The organism is Pedobacter sp. JY14-1 (assembly GCF_029269825.1).
In the GTDB taxonomy this organism is placed as follows: Bacteria; Bacteroidota; Bacteroidia; order Sphingobacteriales; family Sphingobacteriaceae; genus Pedobacter.
In genome coordinates this window covers 121,020-144,722 of the sequence record NZ_JARJHU010000005.1, presented here as the reverse complement: position 1 = coordinate 144,722, position 23,703 = coordinate 121,020, and the positions used below count along the sequence as shown (strand labels likewise).

20 protein-coding genes are annotated in these 23,703 nt (G+C 46.9%); 13 read left to right on the top strand and 7 right to left on the bottom strand.

Going from position 1 to position 23,703, the window contains the following annotated elements; genetic code table 11:
• Positions 1–41: 41 nt before the first annotated feature.
• Both P2W84_RS11080 and P2W84_RS11075 read right to left on the bottom strand, forming a co-directional pair.
• Positions 42–476, bottom strand: a complete 435-nt coding sequence (locus P2W84_RS11080; protein ID WP_276090203.1) for a cytochrome c — start codon at positions 474–476, stop codon at positions 42–44.
• 17 nt (positions 477–493) lie between these two features.
• On the bottom strand, positions 494–1,135 hold the full coding sequence (locus P2W84_RS11075; RefSeq protein WP_276090202.1) for an SCO family protein: 642 nt from the start codon (positions 1,133–1,135) through the stop codon (positions 494–496).
• A gap of 284 nt (positions 1,136–1,419) precedes the next feature.
• On the opposite strand from P2W84_RS11075, the gene P2W84_RS11070 reads away from it, so the two are divergent.
• From P2W84_RS11070 to P2W84_RS11035, 8 genes are all read left to right on the top strand, one after another.
• A complete protein-coding gene (locus P2W84_RS11070) occupies positions 1,420–2,433 on the top strand; it encodes a beta-ketoacyl-ACP synthase III (protein ID WP_276090201.1) in 1,014 nt (337 codons plus the stop codon).
• On the top strand, positions 2,430–2,816 hold the full coding sequence (locus P2W84_RS11065) for an acyl-CoA thioesterase (protein ID WP_276090200.1): 387 nt from the start codon (positions 2,430–2,432) through the stop codon (positions 2,814–2,816). The genes P2W84_RS11070 and P2W84_RS11065 overlap by 4 nt, the downstream gene beginning before the upstream one ends.
• 18 nt (positions 2,817–2,834) lie before the next feature.
• On the top strand, positions 2,835–3,206 hold the full coding sequence (locus P2W84_RS11060) for a hypothetical protein (protein ID WP_276090199.1): 372 nt from the start codon (positions 2,835–2,837) through the stop codon (positions 3,204–3,206).
• 110 nt (positions 3,207–3,316) lie between these two features.
• Complete coding sequence (locus P2W84_RS11055) at positions 3,317–5,626, top strand: TonB-dependent receptor (RefSeq protein WP_276090198.1); 2,310 nt, start codon at positions 3,317–3,319, stop codon at positions 5,624–5,626.
• A gap of 5 nt (positions 5,627–5,631) precedes the next feature.
• A complete protein-coding gene (locus P2W84_RS11050) occupies positions 5,632–6,894 on the top strand; it encodes a hypothetical protein (RefSeq protein WP_276090197.1) in 1,263 nt (420 codons plus the stop codon).
• A gap of 4 nt (positions 6,895–6,898) precedes the next feature.
• On the top strand, positions 6,899–7,336 hold the full coding sequence (locus P2W84_RS11045; RefSeq protein WP_276090196.1) for a hypothetical protein: 438 nt from the start codon (positions 6,899–6,901) through the stop codon (positions 7,334–7,336).
• A 25-nt stretch (positions 7,337–7,361) separates the two neighbouring features.
• On the top strand, positions 7,362–10,295 hold the full coding sequence (locus P2W84_RS11040) for a DEAD/DEAH box helicase (protein ID WP_276090195.1): 2,934 nt from the start codon (positions 7,362–7,364) through the stop codon (positions 10,293–10,295).
• Positions 10,282–11,376 (top strand): DUF4185 domain-containing protein, encoded by a 1,095-nt coding sequence (locus tag P2W84_RS11035; RefSeq protein WP_276090194.1) that lies wholly within the window; start codon positions 10,282–10,284, stop codon positions 11,374–11,376. Before P2W84_RS11040 ends, P2W84_RS11035 begins: the two co-directional genes overlap by 14 nt.
• On the opposite strand, the gene P2W84_RS11030 is transcribed toward P2W84_RS11035, so the two are convergent.
• Positions 11,377–11,514, bottom strand: coding sequence for a hypothetical protein (locus P2W84_RS11030; RefSeq protein WP_276090193.1), 138 nt, complete (start codon positions 11,512–11,514; stop codon positions 11,377–11,379).
• A gap of 142 nt (positions 11,515–11,656) precedes the next feature.
• Here P2W84_RS11030 and P2W84_RS11025 point away from each other — a divergent pair, with 142 nt between their 5' ends.
• The 5 genes from P2W84_RS11025 to P2W84_RS11005 all read left to right on the top strand — a co-directional run bounded on the left by P2W84_RS11025 (position 11,657) and on the right by P2W84_RS11005 (position 20,703).
• Positions 11,657–12,892 (top strand): Pycsar system effector family protein, encoded by a 1,236-nt coding sequence (locus P2W84_RS11025; protein ID WP_276090192.1) that lies wholly within the window; start codon positions 11,657–11,659, stop codon positions 12,890–12,892.
• A 3-nt stretch (positions 12,893–12,895) separates the two neighbouring features.
• The gene (gene ppk1, locus P2W84_RS11020; RefSeq protein WP_276090191.1) at positions 12,896–14,836 is read left to right on the top strand and encodes a polyphosphate kinase 1; all 1,941 of its coding nucleotides are present in this window, start codon (positions 12,896–12,898) and stop codon (positions 14,834–14,836) included.
• A 98-nt stretch (positions 14,837–14,934) separates the two neighbouring features.
• Positions 14,935–15,675 (top strand): SdiA-regulated domain-containing protein, encoded by a 741-nt coding sequence (locus tag P2W84_RS11015; protein WP_276090190.1) that lies wholly within the window; start codon positions 14,935–14,937, stop codon positions 15,673–15,675.
• Between the two features lie 65 nt (positions 15,676–15,740).
• Complete coding sequence (locus tag P2W84_RS11010; protein WP_276090189.1) at positions 15,741–18,107, top strand: GAF domain-containing protein; 2,367 nt, start codon at positions 15,741–15,743, stop codon at positions 18,105–18,107.
• Between the two features lies 1 nt (position 18,108).
• Entirely contained in the window at positions 18,109–20,703 is a 2,595-nt protein-coding gene (locus tag P2W84_RS11005) for a BamA/TamA family outer membrane protein (RefSeq protein ID WP_276090188.1), read from the top strand.
• A gap of 12 nt (positions 20,704–20,715) precedes the next feature.
• On the opposite strand, the gene P2W84_RS11000 is transcribed toward P2W84_RS11005, so the two are convergent.
• From P2W84_RS11000 to P2W84_RS10985, 4 genes are all read right to left on the bottom strand, one after another.
• A complete protein-coding gene (locus P2W84_RS11000) occupies positions 20,716–21,012 on the bottom strand; it encodes a hypothetical protein (protein WP_276090187.1) in 297 nt (98 codons plus the stop codon).
• Between the two features lie 89 nt (positions 21,013–21,101).
• Entirely contained in the window at positions 21,102–22,220 is a 1,119-nt protein-coding gene (thiH, locus tag P2W84_RS10995; RefSeq protein WP_276090186.1) for a 2-iminoacetate synthase ThiH, read from the bottom strand.
• Positions 22,221–22,251: 31 nt separating this feature from the next.
• Complete coding sequence (locus tag P2W84_RS10990; protein ID WP_276090693.1) at positions 22,252–23,016, bottom strand: thiazole synthase; 765 nt, start codon at positions 23,014–23,016, stop codon at positions 22,252–22,254.
• Between the two features lie 12 nt (positions 23,017–23,028).
• Positions 23,029–23,670: a thiamine phosphate synthase gene (locus tag P2W84_RS10985; RefSeq protein WP_276090185.1), complete on the bottom strand. Its 642-nt coding sequence runs from the start codon at positions 23,668–23,670 to the stop codon at positions 23,029–23,031.
• Positions 23,671–23,703 lie beyond the last annotated feature (33 nt).

The following is a 23,703-nucleotide window of genomic DNA, read 5'->3' as shown; positions in this document are numbered from 1 at the left end:
GTCCATACCAAGTTAATGATTAACAGCCTGAACCGGAAAAATTATCTGCCTTTATTACAACCTTCCAGATCTACTGCTACCTGTTCCGCCGTATACATACCATGGCTGTTCCCGAAACTATTGGTAAGGTATACGATGAGCTGAGCAATATCAATATTTGCTATCTTTTCGTTTGCGGGCATTTTCCCATCATAGGTGCGTCCAGCGACGCGGATCGTATCACCCTCGATTCCATATTTGATGAAGCAGGCCAGGCGGTACTTGTTTGTCTTCAGAAAGGCAGTGTCAGTAAGCGGGGGTACCAGGTTTTCCAGACCTTCCCCGCTGATGCCATGACAGTTCTGGCAGTGTTTTTTATACAGGTCTCTTCCGTTCACATAATACATATCCTGTCTTAGCTGGTCTGCATTCTGACAAGACCAAATGGTACCTATGGCCAGGACAACAAAAGGGATAATGCGATTTTGAAGAGTCATGTTCTGTCGAAGATCAGCTATTTTTCAGCCAGCAGGACAGGGATATCTTGTATAAGCTGCGCGACCTGCTTGTCATCTGTACCATCGTAGGAACCACGTATCCTGCGGTGTTTATCAATAAGTACCAGCCAGCCCTGGTGTACATAATTTTCCGGGGAAGAGCTGTCTTCCATCACCGCTACCAGATAGTCTTTTTCGGCAATGGTGTATACAGCGGCCTTGTCACCATAGGCAAACTGCCACTTTGGCCCATCGACACCCAGCTTTTTCGCATATGTTTTCAGTTTGGACGGTGTATCATATTTAAAATCGATCGTATGCGAGAGGAACATAATATCAGGATTGTTCTTATAGTCATCGAAAATCTTCTTCATATTTCTGTGCATAACAGGACAAATCGTAGAACAGGAAGTAAAAAAGAAATCAGCGATATAAACTTTATCCTTAAAAGTATCGTTGGTAAGCGGCAGGCTATCCTGGTTCAGGAAACTGAAAGAGGGGATTGTTTTATAAATGGTATCAACACTGACTGTGCCGTCCGGCGCCTTAACTTGTCTGGTCTCCCTCGGTCCAAGAATGGGTAACCGGGTCTGCTGTTTACATGCAGTAAAAAAAATCAGGGAGATAAAGATTCCGAAGGTCGCCTGTAAAAATTTCATCTGTTAATTTATTGATATTAATGTCAGCATATTAGCCTATGCTCAGTTGAAGCCCGCCCCCGGTCGTATGGGTTTTATACCCGACCGGTCCGTAGTCAGCAAAGGTACACTACTCTTGAAATATACTGTAATGTGTGCGTAATAAAATATAATAAATCCTGAATCCACACCTTTTAATTAAACATATGGTTTAAAGTTTCATGCAGAAAATGTGAAAGAAGCTGTAACTTTGCGAAAATTTTGGAGAGACGGAAGTCTGCTTCTTTACAGAATTACGAACACACATGAGAATAAGGAAGAATGCGGTGATCACGGCAGTGGGCGGTTACGTCCCTGACACCGTTTTAAGCAACCATGACCTTGAAAAAATGGTTGATACCAACAATGAATGGATTGTCGCGAGAACGGGGATAAAGGAAAGAAGGATTGTGAATGATCCTGGTGTGGCTACTTCCGATTTGGCTGTACGGGCCCTGAAGCGTCTGATGTCAGATGCAGGCGTGACTCCTCATGAGATAGACTGTGTGATCGTTTCAACTTCCACACCAGATTATGTGATGGTTTCGACAGGAAGCATCGTGTGCGAAAAGGCAGGTCTGACCAAGGCCTGGGGCATCGACACAAACGCGGCATGCAGCGGCTTCCTTTATGCATTGACTCTTGGAGCAAGCATGATCGAAAGCGGCCGTTGTAAGAAAGTCGTAGTGATCGGGGCAGACAAGAACAGCTCTATTGTGAATTACAGTGACAGAAATACCTGTATTTTGTTCGGAGATGGTGCAGGTGCGGTCATGCTGGAACAAACAGAGGAACCGGTCGGTCTTATGGACAGCTTTTTCAGAACTGACGGCTCCGGAAAGGAAAACCTCATCGTTACTGCAGGCGGTTCCAGGTTTCCCGCTTCCCAGCAGACCCTGGACGATCAATTACATTATGTACGCCAGGACGGGCGCGTAGTATTTAAGGCAGCGATACAAGGAATGACAGATACCTGTAATGAAGTACTGCAGGCCAACGATCTGCTCAGCTCACAAATCAATTATCTGATCCCACACCAGGCCAATCTGCGTATCATCCAGTCCGTAGGTGATTATCTGGGTCTTTCTGGTGACCAGGTCAAGATAAATATTGACAGATACGGAAATACCACATCGGCAACCATTCCATTGGTGATGTGGGATTATAAGGACGATTTCAAATACGGTGATAAAATTATCCTCACTGCATTTGGTGCCGGGTTCTCCTGGGGAGCCACTTATCTGAAATGGGGAAGACTTCGTAAAGCAGCGCAAGAATGACTTTGGAAGAAAGAATAGAGAATTCCGAGACCAGGGTTTTTAAAGCTGTATTTCCCAATACCACAAATCATTACGACACACTGTTTGGGGGCACTGCCATGGCCCTGATGGATGAAGTGGCCTTTATTGCGGCTACGCGTTTCAGCAGACAGCATATGGTTACCGTAAGCAGTGACCGGATAGACTTTACAAAACCAATCCCTGCCGGGACAATCATAGAGCTGATCGCAAAAGTAATCCACGTAGGTAATACCAGCATGAAGGTAAGGGTAGAGATCTACACAGAGCAAATGTACTCAGAAGAGCGGGAAAAAGCAGTAACAGGCGACTTTTCATTTGTAGCCATAGATGAGTATAAAAAGCCAGTGAGTATCATTAAATAAGTCGTATCTTTACCCGGTATGCCTTTAAAACCCATTTCTGTAGTACTGTTGTTAAGTATGCTGCTGGCAAACTTCTCCGGGCTTTGGGTCTTTCTGGGTTTTGAGGTCAATCAACGTTATATTGTCAGGGAACTATGTGAAAACAGGGACAAACCGGAACTGCATTGCAACGGTAAATGTTACCTGATGAAAAAACTGAAACAGGCACAGGAGAAGGAACAAAAACAGGAACGTCAGTCCCAGAAATCACAGGTTCAGGATGCAATAACAGGATATGTGATCGTTTTCAGGCAATATGCCTTTGCTGAAATTGACCTTCATGTCCCTTTTTCTACCGGGATGCCCTGCAGTATCAGAAATTCAATCTTTCATCCTCCTCAACAAGTTTAGCTGATCTTAATTTGATTTCCGGAAAGTCAGGGCAGTAGATCTACTGCCTGTGACCAGATTTTTCTGGCTACCCCGGAATGGCTATTGTATTAACGATTAACTAAATTTTAATGGAATTTTATAGAAATTGCCTGTTTTTTTTAGGCGCACTGTTATTCCTGTCCCAGGAGTCCATGGGTCAGAACCCGGTACTTACCGGCCGGATATATGACTTACAAACACGCCAGTCCTTAAGTAATGCATCCATACAAGACGACAGAGGTCTCGAACTCGCCCGGTCTGATGCCAGAGGGAACTTCATGCTTAAAGAGCGGCCGTCAGCGAATCAATTAAAAGTTATCCTCCCCGGATATCTTATTCAAACAGTAAAAATAGAACAGGGTATTGCTGAACTCAATATTCAGCTTGAAGCCGATGCGGTCAGGTTAAATGAAGTACGTGTCTCGGCCTACAATACCAATAAAACGATACAGGAAACCGCAGGGGCCATAACGCTGGTTACCGCAAGAGATATTGGCAGAGGCAGTGCTGTATCATTTCAACCCGCATTTAATGCCATTGCCGGTGTGCGTATGGATCAAAGTACGCTTTCCGAGGCGCGCATTTCTATCCGGGGTAACGGTGTGCGTTCTGCTTTTGGCATCCGTAACTTAAAGATATATATCAATGAGATACCGGTGACCGAAGCCGACGGAACTACACGTATCGAAGCCCTGGATGTGAACAGCATTGGTAGGGCAGAGGTGATCAAAGGTCCTGTTTCCAGCATCTATGGTGCCGGTACAGGAGGTGTGATTAATTTTCAGCTGCAACGGTCACCGTACCAGGAGCAAAGCCTGGAAGTTTCAGGCATCGCCGGGGCAAACGGACTTCACCGGATTGCAACTACCTACAGGAGCGGTGGCGATAAGCTGAACAGTTATGTAGCTTATGGCTGGCAGGAATATGCCGGCTATCGCGCGCATAGCAAAGACATGCGCCGTTTCCTGACCGGAAATTTTCAGCTTTTTCCAAGCGACCGGAGAGTGGTTACTTTACTGCTGAACAGGACCACACAATATTCAGAGATCCCCGGGTCCCTGACTGCTGCACAGGTAGCTGTAAATCCTTTACAGGCAAACCCGGTGAACCTGGATAAAGCAGCCGGGCGCTATCAGAACTGGACCAGGATAGGGCTCGGACAGCAATATCATTTTAACGGTCAGCTGGAGAATATTACCAGTGTTTTTACCTATTTTTACGACCTCAATCACCCCTTGCCTTATGCCTATATTCGCAATTTCTACCAGAGTTATGGCGGTAGGAGCCGCTTTAACTATGATCCGGGATTTAAACGGCTGTCCACTGTTTTCACCCTGGGTGGAGAGTTCAATGAAGGGCGGACAAAAGGCGCACAATATGTCAATAACCAGGGCAAAGAAGGAGCAATCAATTCAAATATCGATTACCGGAATACGCTCCATTCCTTATTCTACCAGTCTGAAACCCGATTAGGAGCTTATACAAGCCTGGTCCTGGGACTGAGTTATAATAGTCTGCGGTACGACATTACAGATTACCTGAAGCAAAACCAGAGTGGGATCAAAAAGTTTGATCCTCAGGCTTCTCCGCGTATTGCCCTCAGTCATAAGTTCAGCAATGCATTAAGCTTGCATGCCAGCATGAGTTCGGGTTTCTCACCGCCCTCAGGTTCAGAGATAAAAAATGTGGATGGATCTGTCAACCCCAGGCTACAGGCTGAAAAAGGGATTAATTATGAGCTCAATGCAAAGGGTAACCTGCTGAAATCAAGACTGGAATATGACCTGGCTATTTTTAAGATGAACATGAAAGGCGAGCTGATCGCCCAGGCCATCCAGCAGGGGATCACTGTATACAATAATGCAGGCAAAACCTCGCATAACGGGACCGAACTTTCTGTTTCCTATCAGATACTCAACGAAGAAGACCATGAGCTGCTCAGCATCCTGCGTCCTTTTGCTGCCATTACCTATTCTGATTTTAAGTTCAGAGACTATAAAAAGCTGGACGCACAAGGGCAGGTATCGGAAACCTATGACGGCAATATCCTTACCGGCGTAGCCCCGTGGGTACTCAATGTAGGACTGGACCTGGAAACCCGCCTGGGTATTTATGCTTTTGGTAATTATTTTTACAGCGATCATTTGCCTTTGAACGATTCCAATACTGCATTCAATGGTTCATATCGTATAGTAAATGGTAAGATCGGCTACAAAACCCGTGTCAATCGCTGGTTTGAATTAAATGCCTATGCCGGCCTGGACAATATCTTCGGCGAAAAATACAGTTCCATTGTATCACTGAACGCATCTGCATCGGGAGGCGTACAACCGGCCTACTTCAATCCATCCCCGGGCAGGAACGGTTATGGTGGTTTAAGTCTTAAATATTTGTTCTGAAAATTATGAGAAATTCAATTTTTTTGCTGTCCCTGATTGTGCTGGCGGCAGCCTGTACAAAAAAAGACCGGATCCCTGAAATCCATACACTGGAAACCGGCGGTCACACAGCGACTTCACCTTATCTGACACAAGACCATAAAGGGCAGATTGTGCTTTGCTGGACGGAACAGGATGAACAGGATTCACTGAACCGCTTAAAGTATGCAGTCTACAACAAAGCACAGGACAGCTTCGGCCCCGCAGTCACCGTGCCAGGTTCTGCTGGTTGCAGTACAGCCGCCGAGAGTATGGCGAAGGTAGGCTTCAAGTCAGACGGAACAGTAATTGCTATTTTTGCAAAACGGTTCACAGGGGAGAAGAACCCCTATGCCGGAGCGATCTGCTACAGTATTTCCGGCAACCAGGGCCGGTCATGGTCCCCGGTAAAATATATCCATACCGATACATCCCATGTCTTTAGCCGCAGTTTTTTTGACATTGCCCGGCTTCAAGATGGTGAGCTGGCCGCCGTATGGCTTGACGGACGTTTTGCCAGGTCCATTAAAGGTTCGGCCTTATTTTATGCCCGGACCGGAAAAGGTGGAGGTTTCATGCCAGATACCTGCCTTCAGAAGGGCACTTGTGAATGCTGCCGGACCGCTATGGTGGTCGATAAAAGGGGAAATCTGCATATTGCTTACAGAAGTATCCAGACTTTTCCGCTGCTTCCCGGTAAGCAGGTACGCGATATGGTATACCAATTCTCCCCGGATAACGGCCGGCATTTCACGCCGGCAAAAGCGATCAGTGATGACAAATGGGAAGTGAACGGCTGTCCGCATACCGGTCCGGCACTTGCGGTCACGAATGAGCTCGCAAATGTTCTTTGGTTTACGGCAGGAGGTGGTCCTGGATTGTATTTTACCAGTGGCAAGCCTGATGGTTCCTTTAAAAGCCGGATTATGGTCACGGCATCGGGTAAGCACCCCCAGATGACACAGTCTGGAGATAACCAGCTGGCAGCGGTCTACGAAGAACCTGCTGAAGAAGAAGAAATGGCGGCGCATAACCACAGCACCATGACTTCCGGACATGATCACCATGCAAATGCCCGCATCGTCCTTTGGTCATCCGCAGATAAGGAAATGAAAACTCAAACTATTACCGACGGAAAGCATCCGGACCATCACGCGGTTGTTGTCGCTGACGGCCATGACCTGCTTATGGCATGGGTCAGGGAAGGAGCGAACGGGAGCGTAATTCTCTATTCTAAACGAAAAATATAGCAAAATGAAAAAGACAACAATTCTGGTCCTGATCAGCCTGCTGGCCATTGCCTGTCAGCAGCAAATAAGCTACAAGCAAGTCCGCGACGAAATCATGAACTACCATGATGAGGTCATGGCCGATCACGGCAAAATCCTGAAAAACCAGCTCAGGCTCGATACTTTACTGCGGGACCTCAGTTCCGTAGCGCTAAGCCGTCCCGGATTGGATACAGTCAGTGAAAAAAGAACCATCACAGAAATGCGTGAACGCCTGCAAAAATCTGAGGAAACTATGAACGACTGGATGCACCAGTTTGAACCAGATGTAACCGGAAAGTCAAATGAAGAAGCTGTACAATACTTCAAAAAAGAAAAAGCGAAAATAGCCGCGATCGACAGTCTGTACAAAGCCGAAATCAGTGCTTCTGATACCTATCTAAGTAAGTTCAGAAAACCTTAAAAAATGAGTAGCTTTATCCCACGATATGCAGCAGACAGGGGATAAAGAAGGCACGGCATCTGTGCAACTGGACCTTTCCAGGCTTAAACATACGCTGGACAGCGATGCCGGTAAAATAACGGGTAAGCTGCCAGACGATACTGCCAGAACGGTGCTGATCATCAGTCAGCACCGTTTTTACAGAAACCTGGTACTGGAACTGGCAACAGTTGAACTGACCAGATCTGGTAAACCGAAGAACCCGGTCAGGATTTTAGATCCTTTAGATAAGGTATGGAAGACCGGAGATCAGGCTGAAATCAAATTTTATACTGGTGTGTCAAGGTTCAGAAACAATTACAGTGAAGAACGATCGGCATCTGATCTTGAAGCATTGAAAGCGGTCGCCAATAATCCGCTTAAACTGGATGTCTATCTGCATGACGATAAAGTGGCTTCCAGTATTACTGCCGCTTCGCTGGTTCCGGCGCAGCTAAGTTTATTAAAACCAGAGCTCAGCCTTGTGGTCAATGAACGCGGAGATCATTTTGAGATATCGGGAAAGATCAGCCTTGACGGCCGTCAATACGGTTTAGAACATATCAGGCTCAAATTTCAATGTTTTATCCAATTGGGAAATCAGTTATATCTGGTGGGTAACCCCTATGTACAGGAGATCATCGGTTTTTTTAAGCATTATTCCGATACCCTGGTGCTCGGCCGGGAAGCCTATGAATCCTTCAGGGAAAATGTACTTCAGAAAGTGGAAGAGAAAATACGGATCAGCTATTCCTATCTCAGACCAGCTACCCCAAAGCAAATTAAAGAACAGGGATTCGATCTCGAAAATGAACAACTGGTTTACTTATCAGCATCTGAAGACTTTGTACTGATCACCCCGGTCATGCGCTATGGGAACCTGGAGATTCCGGTCATATCTAAAAAGCAGATCAGGACCAAAGACAAGAACGGTAAGTTTTTTAGCCTGGAACGGGACGAGGACCGCGAGCTCCAGTTCATTACCACTATCGCCAGGACACATCCATACTTTATGGAACAGGTAGCGGAATTCCCCGATCAGAAACATGCAGATTGCTTTTACCTTCACCGGAAGCGGTTTCTTGAAGAAGACTGGTTCCTTGAGGCTTTTTCTGTATGGAGAAGTAAGGGCATCGCCATATTAGGTTTCAATACGCTGAACAATAATAAGATAAATCAATATAAAGCAGAGATCGATATCAGTGTCATCAGTGGCATCGACTGGTTTGAAACAGGCATAAAAGTCAGGTTTGGAAACCAGACTGCTTCGATGAAGCATTTACACAGATCAATTAGAAATAAAAGTAAGTTTGTACAACTGGATGATGGCACCCAGGGCATAATCCCCGCAGAGTGGCTGGAAAAGTTTGAAGGCTATTTTGGTGCGGGCGAACTGATTGAAGAAAGGCTGATCACCTCGCTGATCAATTACAGCGCAGTACAGGAACTTTATGACGAAGAACAAATGGATGCGCAGACCAGGGAACGGATCAGTTTTTACCGGTCCGGACTGGCCTCTTTTGAAGCCATACCCGATGTAGCTCCGCCTGAAATGCTGCATGCGAAGCTCAGACACTATCAGCAACAGGGATTGAACTGGCTTGCTTTTTTGGACCGTCTTAATTTTGGTGCCTGTCTCGCCGATGATATGGGACTGGGTAAGACCTTGCAGGTACTCGCATTTTTGCTTTACCAGCGTAAAAAAACTTCACAAAATGCAAACCTGGTGGTTGTTCCGGCATCATTGGTATTCAACTGGCAGCAGGAAGTATTAAAATTTGCACCCGATTTAAAGCTGATGGTCTTTCACGGAGCAGCAAGAGAAAAGACGCCCGATTTTAGTGCCTATGAACTTATTCTTACCACCTACGGCACTTTACTGTCTGATATCAGGCAGTTAAAGGGCTTTGTCTTTAATTATGTGGTCCTTGACGAATCCCAGGCCATTAAAAACCCGGGGTCGCAACGTTATAAGGCGGCAAGGATGCTGCAGGCAAGAAACCGGATCATTCTTACCGGAACCCCGGTAGAAAACAATACCTACGATCTTTATGGCCAGCTTTCTTTTGCATGTCCCGGGTTACTAGGCAGCAGGGAGCAATTTAAGCAATTATATTCCGTCCCTATAGATCAGTTCAAAGACAGTAAACGCATGAGAGAACTGCAGCAGCGGATCAATCCCTTTATCCTCAGGCGAACCAAACAGCAAGTGGCAACCGAGCTTCCGGACAAGACTGAGATGGTCATTTATTGCGAGATGGGCCCAAGACAGCGTGAGGTCTATGACAGCTGCCGGAACGAGATTCGGGAGTTCCTGATGAACCATACTGAAGATGAGCTCAAAACCAGTACCATGCATGTACTTAAAGGCATTACCCGTTTACGTCAGATCTGCAATTCCACTGCATTGCTGGGCAGCGAGAAATATTATGGAAAAGCCTCCTCAAAAATGGACGTTTTGATGGAAGAGATTTCCGCCAAGGCCAGTCAACATAAGATACTGGTTTTTTCCCAGTTTGTGACGATGCTTGACCTCATTAGTCATGAACTGAGCAAGATCAACATAGCACATGTCACACTGACAGGACAAACCCGTGACCGGGCTAAGGTAGTTTCAGATTTTCAGACAGATCCCGCTATCCGAGTGTTCCTGATCAGCCTTAAGGCTGGCGGCACAGGTCTCAATCTTACAGAGGCGGACTATGTCTACCTGGTAGATCCCTGGTGGAACCCGGCCGTGGAAAACCAGGCAATAGACCGGGCTTACCGCATCGGACAGCAAAAACATGTCATTGCAGTCAGGTTAATCTGTCCCGATACCATCGAGGATAAAATCGTCGGTATGCAGGGATTTAAAACGACATTGGCAGATGACCTCGTCAAGGTGGAAAAATCGATATTTAAGTCCTTGAATAAAAATGAATTACTTGAGTTGTTTTAAGTTGTTGTGCTGTTGTTCTGCATCCTTGCTGAGCAACTGTTTTCTAGTTTCTGCGCAAGACCAGCGCAAAGAACTGTCACCGCTTAAATCAAGTGCGGTAAAAAGGCTCGCAAGGGTAACGGGGAAAACACTTCCCGGAGAGCTATTCCCAAACCCAAATCAAACCGATGTTAAATATGACCTCGGCGGTACAGACCTTGGTATTGCCTGGGATATGGGAAAAGGGCGTACCGGTTACTTTTTTGGCGACAGCTATGGTGCCGATTTTAAACCGGTGAAGGAGGGAGGCCCTGGAAATTCCGGCAACTGGAGGTCTAATGTACTGGGTATATCTACCGACCACTACCTGGATGACGGAATTACCTTTGATACACTGATCAGCAGACAGGTAATTTACAGCCCGCATATCACTGACGGCACGGGCAGTCATACGGCAATTCCTACAGCTGCTGTACATGCCGGGGGAAAGGATTATGTCCATTATATGGATATCAGGAAATGGGGCCGGCCAGGGCGCTGGGAGGCAAATTTTTCCGCACTGTATGAATCCTCGGACGGCGGTATCAGCTGGAAAGCCCGGCCGGAAGTCCGTTTTGACGGCAAAAGTAATTTTGCACAGGTTGGGTATGCGAAGAAAAAGGGATATGTATATATGGCCGGAACTGCCTCCGGACGGGGAGGCGCAATATACCTGGCAAGGTTCAGACAAGGGAAGATACTGAACCAGGATGCTTATGAATACTGGTGCGGCAATTCAGGCTGGACAAGGGCAGGCGAAGCGAATGCCGTACCCATTATTGAGGCACCTGCCGGAGAGTTATCAATGATGTGGCTGCCGGCTTTTAAGCGTTGGGTCATCACATACGTCGATGAACACCGGCATGGTTTGGTGATCAGAGATGCAAAGCAGGTGACCGGCCCCTGGAGTGAGGCCAGGATTCTGGTCAGATCATCAGATTATCCGGGCTTATACGGATCCTATATCCATCCGGCCTCGGCAAACGGGAGATCACTTTATTTCCTGATGTCGATGTGGTACCCTTATAATGTCTTTCTTATGAAGGCAGAACTCGGAATGTGATCACTCCTCATAGTCATCGTCTATATTCAGGCTGAGGTCATCATCTTCATCATGGTTCAGCTCAGGATCATCATCATAAAAGAGGTCATCGTCCTCTTCATCATTTTTTGGTCCGTTAAAGGCAATTAAGTTCTTCATGATATTCCAATTTGATTTTTCTTGGAAACAACTCGCCATAGTGGAAGTTTCAGGTTTTTTTTAAATATTTTTAGACATTAAAATCTTATCCTTGTTTCTGACAAGGAAGCGCGATCTTTATAAACGATAAAAATAGAAACACATGCAGTACCGGGAATTATTAGATCAGCTACGCGGCCACGTATCGCACTTATTTCGTACACATCAGGACAGCAGGTTCATTTATCACAATCTTGACCATACACAGCAGGTAGTAGAAAATGCGATCAGGATTTCCAATCATTACCGTTTATCAGACCGGGATTTCTTTATCGTTGTAGCAGCAAGCTGGTTTCATGACATCGGCTATTTTTATGATTGTGCCCATCATGAGTTAAAGGGAACTGCACTTGCAGAAGACTTCCTTAGGGAAAACGGTGTTGAACAGGATATAGCAGATGAAGTTTCAGGCTGTATCCGCGCGACCATGATGCCTCAGCATCCTGAGGGTCTCCTGCAGCAGATCGTTTGCGATGCAGATCTCTTTCATCTCGGCAGTGATGCATTTAAGGAGCGTAACCGGCTGATGCGCAAAGAAGCAGAAGCGTTTTGTCACCATAAGATAGATAAGGTCGAATGGCGCAATAAGACTATTCAGCTGCTTAAATCCCATCAATTTCACACGGCCTACTGCCGGGAACTCCTGGACGGAAAGAAAGCCCTTAACCTCGCTGAACTGGAAGCCAAATCGTTTGAAACAAACAATACAACCCGAGAGGCACCAGTGAAGGAAAACAGCATCCAACCTCAGGGGCTCAACCCTGTGGTCCATGAAGGCAGTAAAAGAGGTAAAAAGAACAAAAACGACAGGCCGGACCGGGGAATCGAAACCATGTTCAGAATCACTTCCGCAAACCATCAGCGGCTTAGCGATATGGCAGACAATAAAGCGCATATCATGATCTCTACCAACTCTATCATCTTATCCGTTATCCTTAGCCTGCTGCTTCGCAAGCTGGAAGATAATCCTCACCTGATCATTCCCACCTTATTATTACTGATCATCTGCGTAGTAACTATGGTATTTTCCATCCTGGCTACCAGGCCTTCCATACCGACAGGTATTTTCACCCCCGAAGACATCAGGGCAAAAAAGGTAAATCTGTTGTTTTTTGGTAATTTTTACCGGATGACATTGCCAGATTATGAAGAGGGTATGCTCAAGATGATGGCAGACAGAGAATTTTTATATGGCAGCCTGATCAGGGACGTATATGCTCAGGGTGTAGTACTGGGACGGAAATACCGCTTACTGCGCATTGCTTATAATGTATTTATGTTCGGCATTGTCGCCGCAGTACTGGCATTTATCATTGCGGCTGCCCTTGTAGCTATATAGCGCATGAAAGACCCTATATTCGCCAACAGGGACCTGAGCTGGCTTAGTTTTAACCTGCGGGTACTGACTGAAGCTGCAAATGATGAGGTTCCACTGATGGAACGTATCAGGTTCCTGGCCATTTATTCTTCAAACCTGGATGAATTTTACCGGGTAAGGATGCCATTACTTATGGCCTCGGGTGACACGGCTGCCAGAAAGGAGATCGAAGCACAGCAGGAGTTTTATGGCAGGATCATTACCAAGCAACTGATTCCTTTGCTTGAGAATCAGCGTATCCGCTGGTGCTACGGACAACCTGTTCCACCTGTAATTTCAGCCCCGGTCACGGAGCTTTTCTTTGGTACAGTCATGGCCTACCTTAATCCGGTTCCTGTAGATGACGGTATCAGCAAATTCTTTGCCGAGAACAACAAACTTTATCAGATGGTACTGCTGGAAAGCAAGCAGGGCGGGGAGTTTGCTTTTCTGGTCAATGTGCCTTCCGACAAGATCCCTCGTTTCTACAAGTTCCGGACGTCTGATACTGAATATATATTATTTCTTGAGGATATCATTAAACACTGTCTGGACCGCTTGTTTCCCGGATACCTGGTAAAGGGTGCTTATAACCTTAAGATCACAAGGGATGCCCAGCTTGACCTGGAGGAGATTCCCGGTGAAGACATTGCAACGGTGCTGGAACGGCGTCTGGAAACCCGTGACCTTGGCTTCGCTACAAGATTACTGTATGAACCCGACATGTCTTTGCGGTCGCTTTACAGTGTAGTTTACGCGCTGAAACTTGGAGAGGCTTCACTCATTGCCGGGGGGCGTTACCATAACCTGCGGGATTTAAGCAGCTTTCCACTAGAGGGCGCACCACATCAATATCAGCCCTGGCCGCCTGTGCAGGCCATATCCGTCAAAGAAAGGGATACACTGTTCAGTTGCATAAAAGAAAAGGATATCCTCATCAATGTACCTTACGAAACCTATGAGCCGGTATTGCGGTTCTTTAATGAGGCTGCAAATGATCCCGAGGTCACTGCTGTCTATGTCACATTGTACCGCGTCGCATCCAATTCGCAGATTGTGACAGCGCTGGAAACTGCGGCGAGGAACGGCAAGGACGTATGGGCAATGGTGGAACTGAAGGCCAGGTTTGACGAGGCCAATAACCTTAAATGGGCCAAAAAAATGAAGGCTGCGGGAGTTAAGATCATTTACAGCAATATTCATCTTAAAGTACACGCAAAAATCGCACTGGTAAAAAGAAAGAGCGGAGCGTCCGTTCAGTCACTGGGTTTACTGGCTACTGGAAATCTGAATGAAAACACGGCCCGTTTCTATACAGACCATATATTACTGACCGCAAACAGTCTTTTGCTGTCAGAACTGGAGCAGTTGTTTAATTTTCTTGCCGCAGGGAAATATACGGCTGACGATACCCTGTCTTTCCGGCACTTGCTGATATCCCGGTTTAACCTGCAGGAAGCATTCCTCAACCTCATACAACGGGAAATAAACCATGCCATGTCAGGAAAAAGTTCCGGCATTACCATCAAATTAAATAACCTCGAAGAGCAGTCCCTGATCGCCAAGCTTTATGCCGCCTCCCAGGCAGGGGTCAGGATAAGGCTGATCGTGCGGGGCATCTGCTGCCTGTTGCCCGGAGTGGCCGGTCTCAGCGAGAACATTACAGTAATCCGTATTGTAGGCCGTTATCTGGAACATGGCCGTATCTTTGCTTTTCACAATTGCGGAAAGGAAGAAGTGTGGATGGGATCGGCAGACTGGATGAACAGAAATATTTACAACAGGATAGAAGTGTGTTTTCCCGTGTATGACAATCAGCTCCGGCTGGCCATCCTCCAACTGCTGGAGATGCAGTACGACAATACGGCGCAGGAAGCAATTTATCAGTATTTAAAACAGCAGCATGCGCTGCCTTCAGCAACATGAACAGGTTCAGCTATTTCATCTTGATCTTGACCTTTCCTTTTTTCAGCTGCAAGCTGCCAAAAGGAAAATACACCAGCCCCGAGGGCTATAATCTAAAAATGCCGGATAAATTCAAAATGCCGTCCAGCTTACTGGAGATCTCGGGCATTGCCTTTCGCAATATGAACGCCGATACCGTTTACAGCATCCAGGATGAAGACGGCCGTTTGTTCAGACAGGCCTGGGGTGTAAAGAAGCAAAAGAATATCAAATTTGCACCGTCCGGTGACTATGAAGATCTGGCCATTGCTTTCGAGCAGGTTTTTGTCCTTAAAAGCAGCGGAACGGTCTATTCGTTTCCCTTTAGTGAAACCACCAGAAAGAAAACAGATCTTGTAAAAGAATACAAGCGACTCGTCCCCAAAGCTGAATACGAAAGCCTTTATGCAGATGCCGGAGAAAAAAAATTGTATATACTCTGCAAGAGCTGTGCCTCTGACAAAAAAAAACAGCTGTTAACAGGTTACAGGCTTGCCTATGACCAGGGAGCCGATACGCTGACCTTCGAAGGTAGTTTCAGTATAGCCCTTGATCAGCTGGAGAAAAAGCTGAAAACCGGCTTTCACCCGTCGGCACTCACTAAAAACCCCAGGACAGGCGAATGGTATATTCTGTCGTCTATGAATAAACTGCTGGTCGTGACAGATGCTTCCTGGAGAATAAAGGAAGCACACCAGTTGAATGCGTCGACTTTCAACCAGCCTGAAGGCATCGCCTTCGACAAGGACAATAACCTTTACATTTCGAATGAAGGGGATGAGATCACAGACGGAAACATACTTAAGTTCGCTTATAAATAATTACGTTTATCTTACCGGTTATGTGAAATCACATAGTACCTTTGAAGCTGTTTTTATTTACGCCCATGCAAGCCATAACGCTAGATCTGAATAAGGCAAACAATCCCGGAGTGCATCCAACAGGCGCAGAAATCAGGCTTTCCCTGCGGCCATTCATTGAATATGTCGAGAGAAAGGCAGAAACAGAGCAGACTGGTAAGGTGAATTTTTACAGATATATTCTTCAGCAGTTTAATCAGTATCCCGAACTCAGAAATCCTGTAGCACCTGAAGACGCACCCAAATACACGCAGCTTTTTGAACTGATCCATACCTCGCTTTCGCCGATCATTAATGATGAAACCCAGCAGTACTGGGCCATCGGTACACCATTGAGCGGGGTTTTTCATTATGGAACGGACGCATTTTACAGCGTATTTATGGGACAGTCCATGTGTAGCCTGAGGCCAGACCTTACCCTGCCGCCCAAAAAGGACATGGAACGAAACATGCTTTCCGCTTTCTATAATATCATTATGGAACGGTTTTATGGCTTTTCGCTTAACAGTAATCAGTTTACCATCCATTCTATAACAGATCCGGAAACGCATCTGCTCCGGTATTACCGCCTGGATGTGGATACCCGGTTCATGGATATTACCGCAAGCGCAAGCCTCCCGGAATATGACCTGAAAGATGTTAGGGACTACATCAAAGATGAGCGGAATACACTCAAGATACTGACTAAGCTGATCCCGCCCGGGATTTTTACCATTGAGGGCATCGCGATCATCACACTTACCGATGTGACTGCAGAATATGCCTTAGAGACTGTAAAAGATATCATCATTCAGCACAATGAATCGCAGAGAGGTGAACACAGTAAGGATATTGCAGCGGCATTAAAGACGCTTGTCGGTACAGAGCACGCCGAATTTGGAATGTTGCCTTACATTAAGGTAAACAAGAAGCTGATGATTGACGAGCAGTCAGGTTTCAGGAGCATCGTCATCCAACTGGCCAGGGACAAGGGTATCGACGATATTGAGTATAAAAGCCTGATCGAAGACTACCTCCGGAACCCAAGGACACTCATTTTTCCCGAGATCACTGAGGAGGAGCAATCCGGTTACCAACTGCTCAGGTTGCTGAGCGGAACAGGGATCAGATCTTACGCGCTATTTCCATTGTATTATAACGCCAAACTCGTCGGATGCCTTGAGTTTTATACGCGGGACAACAGCGTATTCAATGGCAATACCTTAACGAAGATTGAAAGCGCCTTTCCCTTACTGGCACAATTGTTCCAGAATATCATTATAGATTTTAATAACAGGATACAGGATATCATTACCGATAAGTTTACCGCGCTTCAACCTGCCATTCAGTGGCGGTTCAATGAAGCAGCCTACAACTACCTGCAGTCAGGTGCCTGGGAACGCAATCTTCCTGTAGAGCCGATTTACTTCCGGAATGTATTCCCGCTGTATGGCGCTGTGGATATCAGGAATTCGAGTGTTCAGCGGAACGCAGCGATCCGACGTGACTTATACGCTCATTTTGAGATACTTGAACAGACGATCCGGCAAGTCGGAAATATGGCTTTACTTTGTAATGAAGATGATATTCCCAAAAAAGACACCATCTGGAAATTTAAGAGCCTGGATGAACTCTCAGACCGGGAAATATTAAAAACGGAAGATTATCTTCAGCGGCAGGTCCCTGCAGAACTAAATCTGCTGAAAGAGAAGCATCCGGAACTTTCCGCAGTTATTGAAACTTATTTCAGGCAGACCGGGGCAGACAGCAAGGTATATGAAAACCGGGAACGTTATGAGAAAAGCATGCAAATGATCAATCTGGCGGTCACCAGGCACCTGGATGATTTCAACACCGAGCTGCAGGCAGTTTATCCCAATTACTTTGAAAAGTTCAGGACCGACGGCGTCGAATTTGATATTTATCTGGGCCAGTCCATAGCGCCAGGTAAACCATTTACACCAGAGCTGATCAGTACCTTCAGACTCAAACAACTCAGGGTCCTCGCGGAAATAGCGCAGACGACTAATAATCTGGGGCCTTATTTTTCCCTTCCCCTGGAAACTACACAGCTGATCTTTATCTACGACAAGCCGATTGATGTTAGCTTCAGGATTGATGAGCAGCGGTTTGATGTGGAAGGAAGTTACAATATACGCTATCAGATGGTGAAGAAACGTATCGACAAGGCCCATATCCGTGATACTGATGAGCGGCTGACACAGCCCGGAAAAATTGCTATTGTCTATTTCAACTCTTCAGAAGCCCAGGAATATCTTGGGTACATCAGGAAACTGCAGCGCCAGGGCTTGCTCAACAACGATCTTGAACACCTGGAACTGGAAGAATTGCAGGGTGTGGAAGGTTTGAAGGCGCTGAGGGTCGGGGTAAGCTATAAAAGATCAGCAAATTGATATGCATTTGAAAAGCCTGCCTTACCTGTCATTATTTTTATTCAGCCTCCTGACCAGTGTAAGCCTTTCCACCCATTCACAGGTCACAAGTGATTCCATAACGGTAGCTATGGGGCCTGAATATGACAAGGTAAGCGCTTTGCACAGGTTCTGGCTGGGAGAGGGATACCGCAGAGTTTGGGCTACACCGGTAAAGATCAGGAAGATAGACCTCGGCAAGGAACGTGGCGGCTTCAGGATTGTAAAACTGGGCGGCGGCATGCAGACCCGCTCACTACGGTTGGAAGATGCTTCAGGAAAAGAATGGGCATTGAGGACCGTGCAGAAATATCCTGAACGCGGACTACCTGAAAACCTGCGGCCTACCATCGCAAAAGACATTGTCCAGGACCAGGTATCCACCAATCATCCCTTTGCAGCGCTGGTCGTGCCACCGCTGGCCAGCGCGCTCGGGCTTGCGCATGCTGCCCCAGAACTTGTTTATGTCGGTGATGATCCTGCACTGGGTGACTACCGTAAAGATTTTGCCAATGCTGTGTACCTCCTCGAGCCCAGGTCACCTTTTGACGAGGAGACGGACAATACCGCTAAAGTTCAGCGGAAAATACAGCAGGACAACGATACCAGGGCCAATCAGAAGCTGACTTTAAGGGCGAGGCTGCTGGATTTCCTGTTGGGCGACTGGGACCGTCATGAAGATAACTGGCGATGGTTACCGGTCAAGGAAAAGGGCGAGACTTCTTATCTGCCGATTCCCCGCGACCGCGATAAAGTATTTTACCGGACCTCGGGTGTATTCCCCTGGATACTCAATCACCAGTGGCTCAAATCACATCTGCAGCCTTATAGCGGGACCATCCGGGACGTAGATCACTGGAACTTTAATGAACGTTACTTTGACCGCTATTTCCTGAATGAACTGGATGAACAGGACTGGAAGGAGCAGGTCAGTTTCGTGAAATCCAGGCTGACCAGAGCGGTAATCGATAGTGCATTCAGAAAAATGCCCGATACGATCTTCAGGCTCGGAGGCGAGGAACTGATCCGGTTCATGAACTCCCGAAGGGACAAGCTGGATTCACTGGCCCTGCATTATTACCGGTTTTTATCTATCCATGTAGATGTTCCCGCCTCAGATAAGAAAGAATATGTTGAGATTAGTAACCAGGAAAGCGGTACGGTAAAAGTCACCGTGCATAACATCAATAAAGAAGGTAAACAAGGACGAAAAGTCTATGAGCGAACGTTTCAACCCAATATTACCCGTGAAGTCAGGCTTTATGGAATGGGCGGGGAAGATGTCTTTTCGGTAACCGGAAAGGAAAATTCACCGATCCGGGTGCGCCTGATCGGCGGGAGTGGTGCGGATAACTTCGAGGTTGGCGGCGATGTTCGCAATAAACCATTCATTTACGACCTCCGGGAAGAAAATAACAGACTGCCATCCCGGTCTCTGGCGAGATTCCGTCTTGAAAACGATACGCTTGTGAACCAGTTCGATAAAAACAGCTTCCTGTATGACAGATCGGGACCTTTATTCAGCCTGAACTATAATATTGACCAGGGGTTCCAGATCGGACTAGGTTATATTGTTGAAACGCAGGGCTTCAGGAAGCGGCCATTTGGTGCCAGACATGAATTCTGGACCAATTATACTACAGGAAGACAATCGTTCATCCTGGATTATAAGAGTGAGTTCAAACATGCGGTCGGAAAAAACGATCTGATCATCCATGGCCACTTGCTGGGGCCAAATAACCAGAGCAATTTTTTTGGTATCGGCAATGATACTAAGTTTCTGGATGTGGATCAGGAAGAAAGCACTCAAGACAGGGAAGATGGCATTAAATATTACCGCAACCACTACGATTATCTGAACGCAGAAATAAAACTAAGCCGGGATCTGGGCAGAAATCTGAAAGTTCAGGCGGGTATACTGGCTTCATGGTATACCAGTAGGTCATCCGCTAACGAAGAACGTTTTTTTAATGACTACAACGCGCTCCATCCCGAACAGGGAATCTTTGAAGACAAATACTATGGAGGCTTTACCGCAGATATGATTTACGACTCCAGAGACAATGTGGCCATTCCTTCAAACGGAATTTACTGGAAGACCAGTCTTATCGGGCAGCACCGGCTCGACAAAACGGCAGATAAATATGGCGCGGTAACTACCGAGTTCCGGTTTTACCTGAAGCCCGCCAATTCAGGTGTTGTGTTTGCGAACAGGCTGGGCGGAGGTACCGTAGTGGGTAATCCTGCGTTTTTCCAGCGCATGCAGATTGGAGGGGTAAACAGCCTGAGAGGCTTTAACAGCCGCAGGTTTACCGGCACAACTATGGCCTATCACAATATTGACATGAGGCTTAAACTGTTCAACTTTGCTTCATACCTGGTGCCCGGAACTGTGGGAATGATCGCATTCAATGATATTGGAAGGGTGTGGGAACGCGGAGAGACATCATCCCGCTGGCATCATGGCTATGGTGGGGGACTCTATGTGGTTCCCGGAGAGGTGCTGCTGATCCAGGCGGCCGTAGGTTTTTCGCGGGAAGCGACACTTCCTTATATTTCTGTAGGTTTTATCTTTTGATCAAGGCCGGAACTATTCCGGCCTTCTCTTCTTTCCTACCCTGTGGTGTGGTTCGGATATGAACTCCTTAAGGTGCTTGCAGGTCACTTTTTTCCTGGATAGCCCCCTGGGAGGAAGACCAAAAAAATCTTCGAGGATATGGCCCACATCATAAGGGATTTCGGTTTTCGAATCTTTCGGGATCTTCGCATAACCATAAATGGTGTTTTTGCACTTCCCCGTGAGTACAGGAAGCAACTTCATCGCCTTTGTAAAGTCACGCCTCGTCAGGTTGTCAAGAATCTCCTGCAAAATGTATTTTTCATCCATAGTCTGTTTTTAGAATAAAAGTTAAAAAAATGTGATGCGGATAATCTTGTCGTTTTTTTTGAATTATACCTGAAATTTTTAACACTTTTTTAAAAACAGGCGAGTTTACGATCCCAGTCTTTCCAAACAGGCTCATACCCCTGCGAAGTGATCATGCCTGCGATCTCGAAGGCGGAGCGTTCATCGGAAACCTCAAATTGTTCCAGCGACGACGGTTCTACGGCATATCCTCCCGGATTTGTCTTCGAACCGGCACTCATGGAAGTGATACCCAACTTAAATACATTGTTTCTGAATGGCCTGGCTTCCCGGGTGGAAATCGAAAGCTCCACTTCGCGGTTAAATATCCTGTATGCGCAGATCAGTTGCAGCAGCTCCCGGTCAGACATGATCACTTTAGGTTCGAGTCCGCCGCTGAATGGCCTCAGCCTGGGAAAGGAGATGCTGTACCGGCTCCTCCAGTAAGTCGACTCCAGGTACGAAAGATGGAGTGCAGTAAAGAACGAATCTGTTCTCCAGTCCTCCAGTCCGATCAGCACACCAAGACCGATTTTATGGATTCCTGCTTTTCCTATTCTGTCGGGGGTCTCCAGCCGGTACCCGAAATTGCTTTTTTTTCCCTTAGGATGATGTTTACGGTAATCTTCCTGATGATAAGTTTCCTGGTAGACCAGCACAGCGTGCAGGCCGGCAGCCGAGAGGTCAGCGTATTCCGGTTCTTCTAAAGGCTGCACTTCCATAGATACCTGTGCAAAGTGCGGCAGGACGAGCTCCAGGGCTTTTCTGAAGTATTCCGTGTGTACGGTCCGGCTGGCCTCGCCCGTTACCAGCAAAACGTGTTCATAACCCATGTGCTTCAATGCGACGGTTTCCTGCATAATTTCAATTGCCGAAAGCGTTTTTCTCTTCAGCTTGTTGTCATAACTGAATCCGCAATAAGTGCAGATGTTGCTGCACTCATTGGACAGGTACATCGGGGCATACAGTTGTACGGTCTTACCAAATCGCTGTAGGGTAAGTTGCTGGCTCAGGCTGGCCATTTGTTCCAGATAAGGTGCTGCTGCCGGAGAAATCAGCGCTTTGAAATCTTCCAGTGTCGGGTTCCTGGTGGTTAAGGCGCTTTCGACATCAGCCGGAGTCCTGGCGTAAATATCCGACCTGACCTTATCCCAGCAATAAGTATTAAATAAATCAGCAAAGGTTGACATAAAAGCAATTGTATCTGAGGGTTTTATCAAGTTAATCTGTCAGAAAAGCTGTCAGCGGGCTACTGGCAACAGCAAACGGGACTGTAGCCGCAAGGCCTGCTTCATAAGCCTTTCTGCCTGCTTCTACTGCAGTCTTAAAAGCCTCCGCCATTCTTACGGGATCAGGGGAAACTGCAATTGCGGTATTTACCAGTACGGCATCGGCGCCGATCTCCATCGCCCTGGCTGCATCGGAAGGGGCGCCGATACCGGCATCAATAATTACAGGGACTTTGCTCTGGTTAATGATGATTTCCAGAAAATCAATAGTCCTGAGCCCTTTATTGCTACCGATTGGTGCACCAAGTGGCATGACCGCTGCTGTTCCCGCATCTTCCAGGCGTTTGCACAATACCGGGTCGGCATGTATATAGGGCAGCACCACAAAGCCAAGTCCCGCCAGTTCCTCCGTCGCCCGGAGTGTTTCCACCGGATCCGGCAAAAGATATTTTGGGTCAGGATGGATCTCCAGTTTTATCCAGTTGGTTTCCAATGCCTCTCTGGCCATTTGCGCTGCAAACACTGCTTCCCGTGCATTGCGCACACCTGAAGTATTTGGTAATAAACTAATTTCAGAACGGTTGATATTCAGAAGGATATTGTCAGAATGGTCTTTCAGATCGATGCGTTTGAGTGCAACAGTCACCAGTTCTGATCCGGATGCCAGCAGCGCTTCTTCCATGACCGCCGGCGAGGCAAATTTACCTGTACCCGTAAATAACCTCGATTTAAAAACTCTGTCTGCGATTTTCAGCATATTCATGGTGCGCTAGCGTTCTAATTCCATATACATTTTATTGATTTTTTTTCTGAGCTGTGCTTTCCCGGTCAGTGCACCTGAAACCGCTACACCATATAAACCGGCTTCCCTGAGCAGGGGGATATCTGTGCCCAGAATCCCTCCAACGGCAATGACGGGCACCTTAAAACCAGCCTCTTTTACCTGCTGCATCAGCAGTCTGTAGCCATCCAGGCCCAGGACGGGGCTTAAATTGGCCTTGGTTGTGGTAAAGCGGCAGGGACCTAAGCCGATGTAATCCACGCCATCAGCGACCCTGCGGGCGATATCACTGAAAGTATTGGCAGTCCCCCCGATAATGACACCTGGGCCCAGGATCTTCCTGGCCTCAGAAACAGGCATGTCGCCCAATCCAAGGTGTACGCCATCAGCCCCGGCCTCAGCTGCAACATACGGATCGTCATTGATGATCAGTGTGGCATCATATTGTGTACAGCGTTTACGGCTTTCAAGTGCGAGTTTCAGTACCTCAGCTACAGGCCGGTCCTTTACCCGAAGCTGGATCCATTTGCCGCCTGAGGCCAGTACCTCGTCAATGGCGTCGAGGTGGGTACACAAAGCAGATTGCTGTGAAACGTAATGTAACCTTCCTATAGTCATCTGTTTATTCATGTAAAACTATTTATAGTTATTGGTTTTCTGTGT

Excerpts from the sequence above, each read along its gene's own strand:
- P2W84_RS11080 (WP_276090203.1), bottom strand. The coding sequence starts at position 476 with ATGACTCTTCAAAATCGCATTATCCCTTTTGTTGTCCTGGCCATAGGT.
- P2W84_RS11075 (WP_276090202.1), bottom strand. The coding sequence starts at position 1,135 with ATGAAATTTTTACAGGCGACCTTCGGAATCTTTATCTCCCTGATTTTT.
- P2W84_RS11070 (WP_276090201.1), top strand. The coding sequence starts at position 1,420 with ATGAGAATAAGGAAGAATGCGGTGATCACGGCAGTGGGCGGTTACGTC.
- P2W84_RS11065 (WP_276090200.1), top strand. The coding sequence starts at position 2,430 with ATGACTTTGGAAGAAAGAATAGAGAATTCCGAGACCAGGGTTTTTAAA.
- P2W84_RS11060 (WP_276090199.1), top strand. The coding sequence starts at position 2,835 with ATGCCTTTAAAACCCATTTCTGTAGTACTGTTGTTAAGTATGCTGCTG.
- P2W84_RS11055 (WP_276090198.1), top strand. The coding sequence starts at position 3,317 with ATGGAATTTTATAGAAATTGCCTGTTTTTTTTAGGCGCACTGTTATTC.
- P2W84_RS11050 (WP_276090197.1), top strand. The coding sequence starts at position 5,632 with ATGAGAAATTCAATTTTTTTGCTGTCCCTGATTGTGCTGGCGGCAGCC.
- P2W84_RS11045 (WP_276090196.1), top strand. The coding sequence starts at position 6,899 with ATGAAAAAGACAACAATTCTGGTCCTGATCAGCCTGCTGGCCATTGCC.
- P2W84_RS11040 (WP_276090195.1), top strand. The coding sequence starts at position 7,362 with ATGCAGCAGACAGGGGATAAAGAAGGCACGGCATCTGTGCAACTGGAC.
- P2W84_RS11030 (WP_276090193.1), bottom strand. The coding sequence starts at position 11,514 with ATGAAGAACTTAATTGCCTTTAACGGACCAAAAAATGATGAAGAGGAC.
- P2W84_RS11025 (WP_276090192.1), top strand. The coding sequence starts at position 11,657 with ATGCAGTACCGGGAATTATTAGATCAGCTACGCGGCCACGTATCGCAC.
- ppk1 (WP_276090191.1), top strand. The coding sequence starts at position 12,896 with ATGAAAGACCCTATATTCGCCAACAGGGACCTGAGCTGGCTTAGTTTT.
- P2W84_RS11015 (WP_276090190.1), top strand. The coding sequence starts at position 14,935 with ATGCCGGATAAATTCAAAATGCCGTCCAGCTTACTGGAGATCTCGGGC.
- P2W84_RS11010 (WP_276090189.1), top strand. The coding sequence starts at position 15,741 with ATGCAAGCCATAACGCTAGATCTGAATAAGGCAAACAATCCCGGAGTG.
- P2W84_RS11005 (WP_276090188.1), top strand. The coding sequence starts at position 18,109 with ATGCATTTGAAAAGCCTGCCTTACCTGTCATTATTTTTATTCAGCCTC.
- P2W84_RS11000 (WP_276090187.1), bottom strand. The coding sequence starts at position 21,012 with ATGGATGAAAAATACATTTTGCAGGAGATTCTTGACAACCTGACGAGG.
- thiH (WP_276090186.1), bottom strand. The coding sequence starts at position 22,220 with ATGTCAACCTTTGCTGATTTATTTAATACTTATTGCTGGGATAAGGTC.
- P2W84_RS10990 (WP_276090693.1), bottom strand. The coding sequence starts at position 23,016 with ATGCTGAAAATCGCAGACAGAGTTTTTAAATCGAGGTTATTTACGGGT.
- P2W84_RS10985 (WP_276090185.1), bottom strand. The coding sequence starts at position 23,670 with ATGAATAAACAGATGACTATAGGAAGGTTACATTACGTTTCACAGCAA.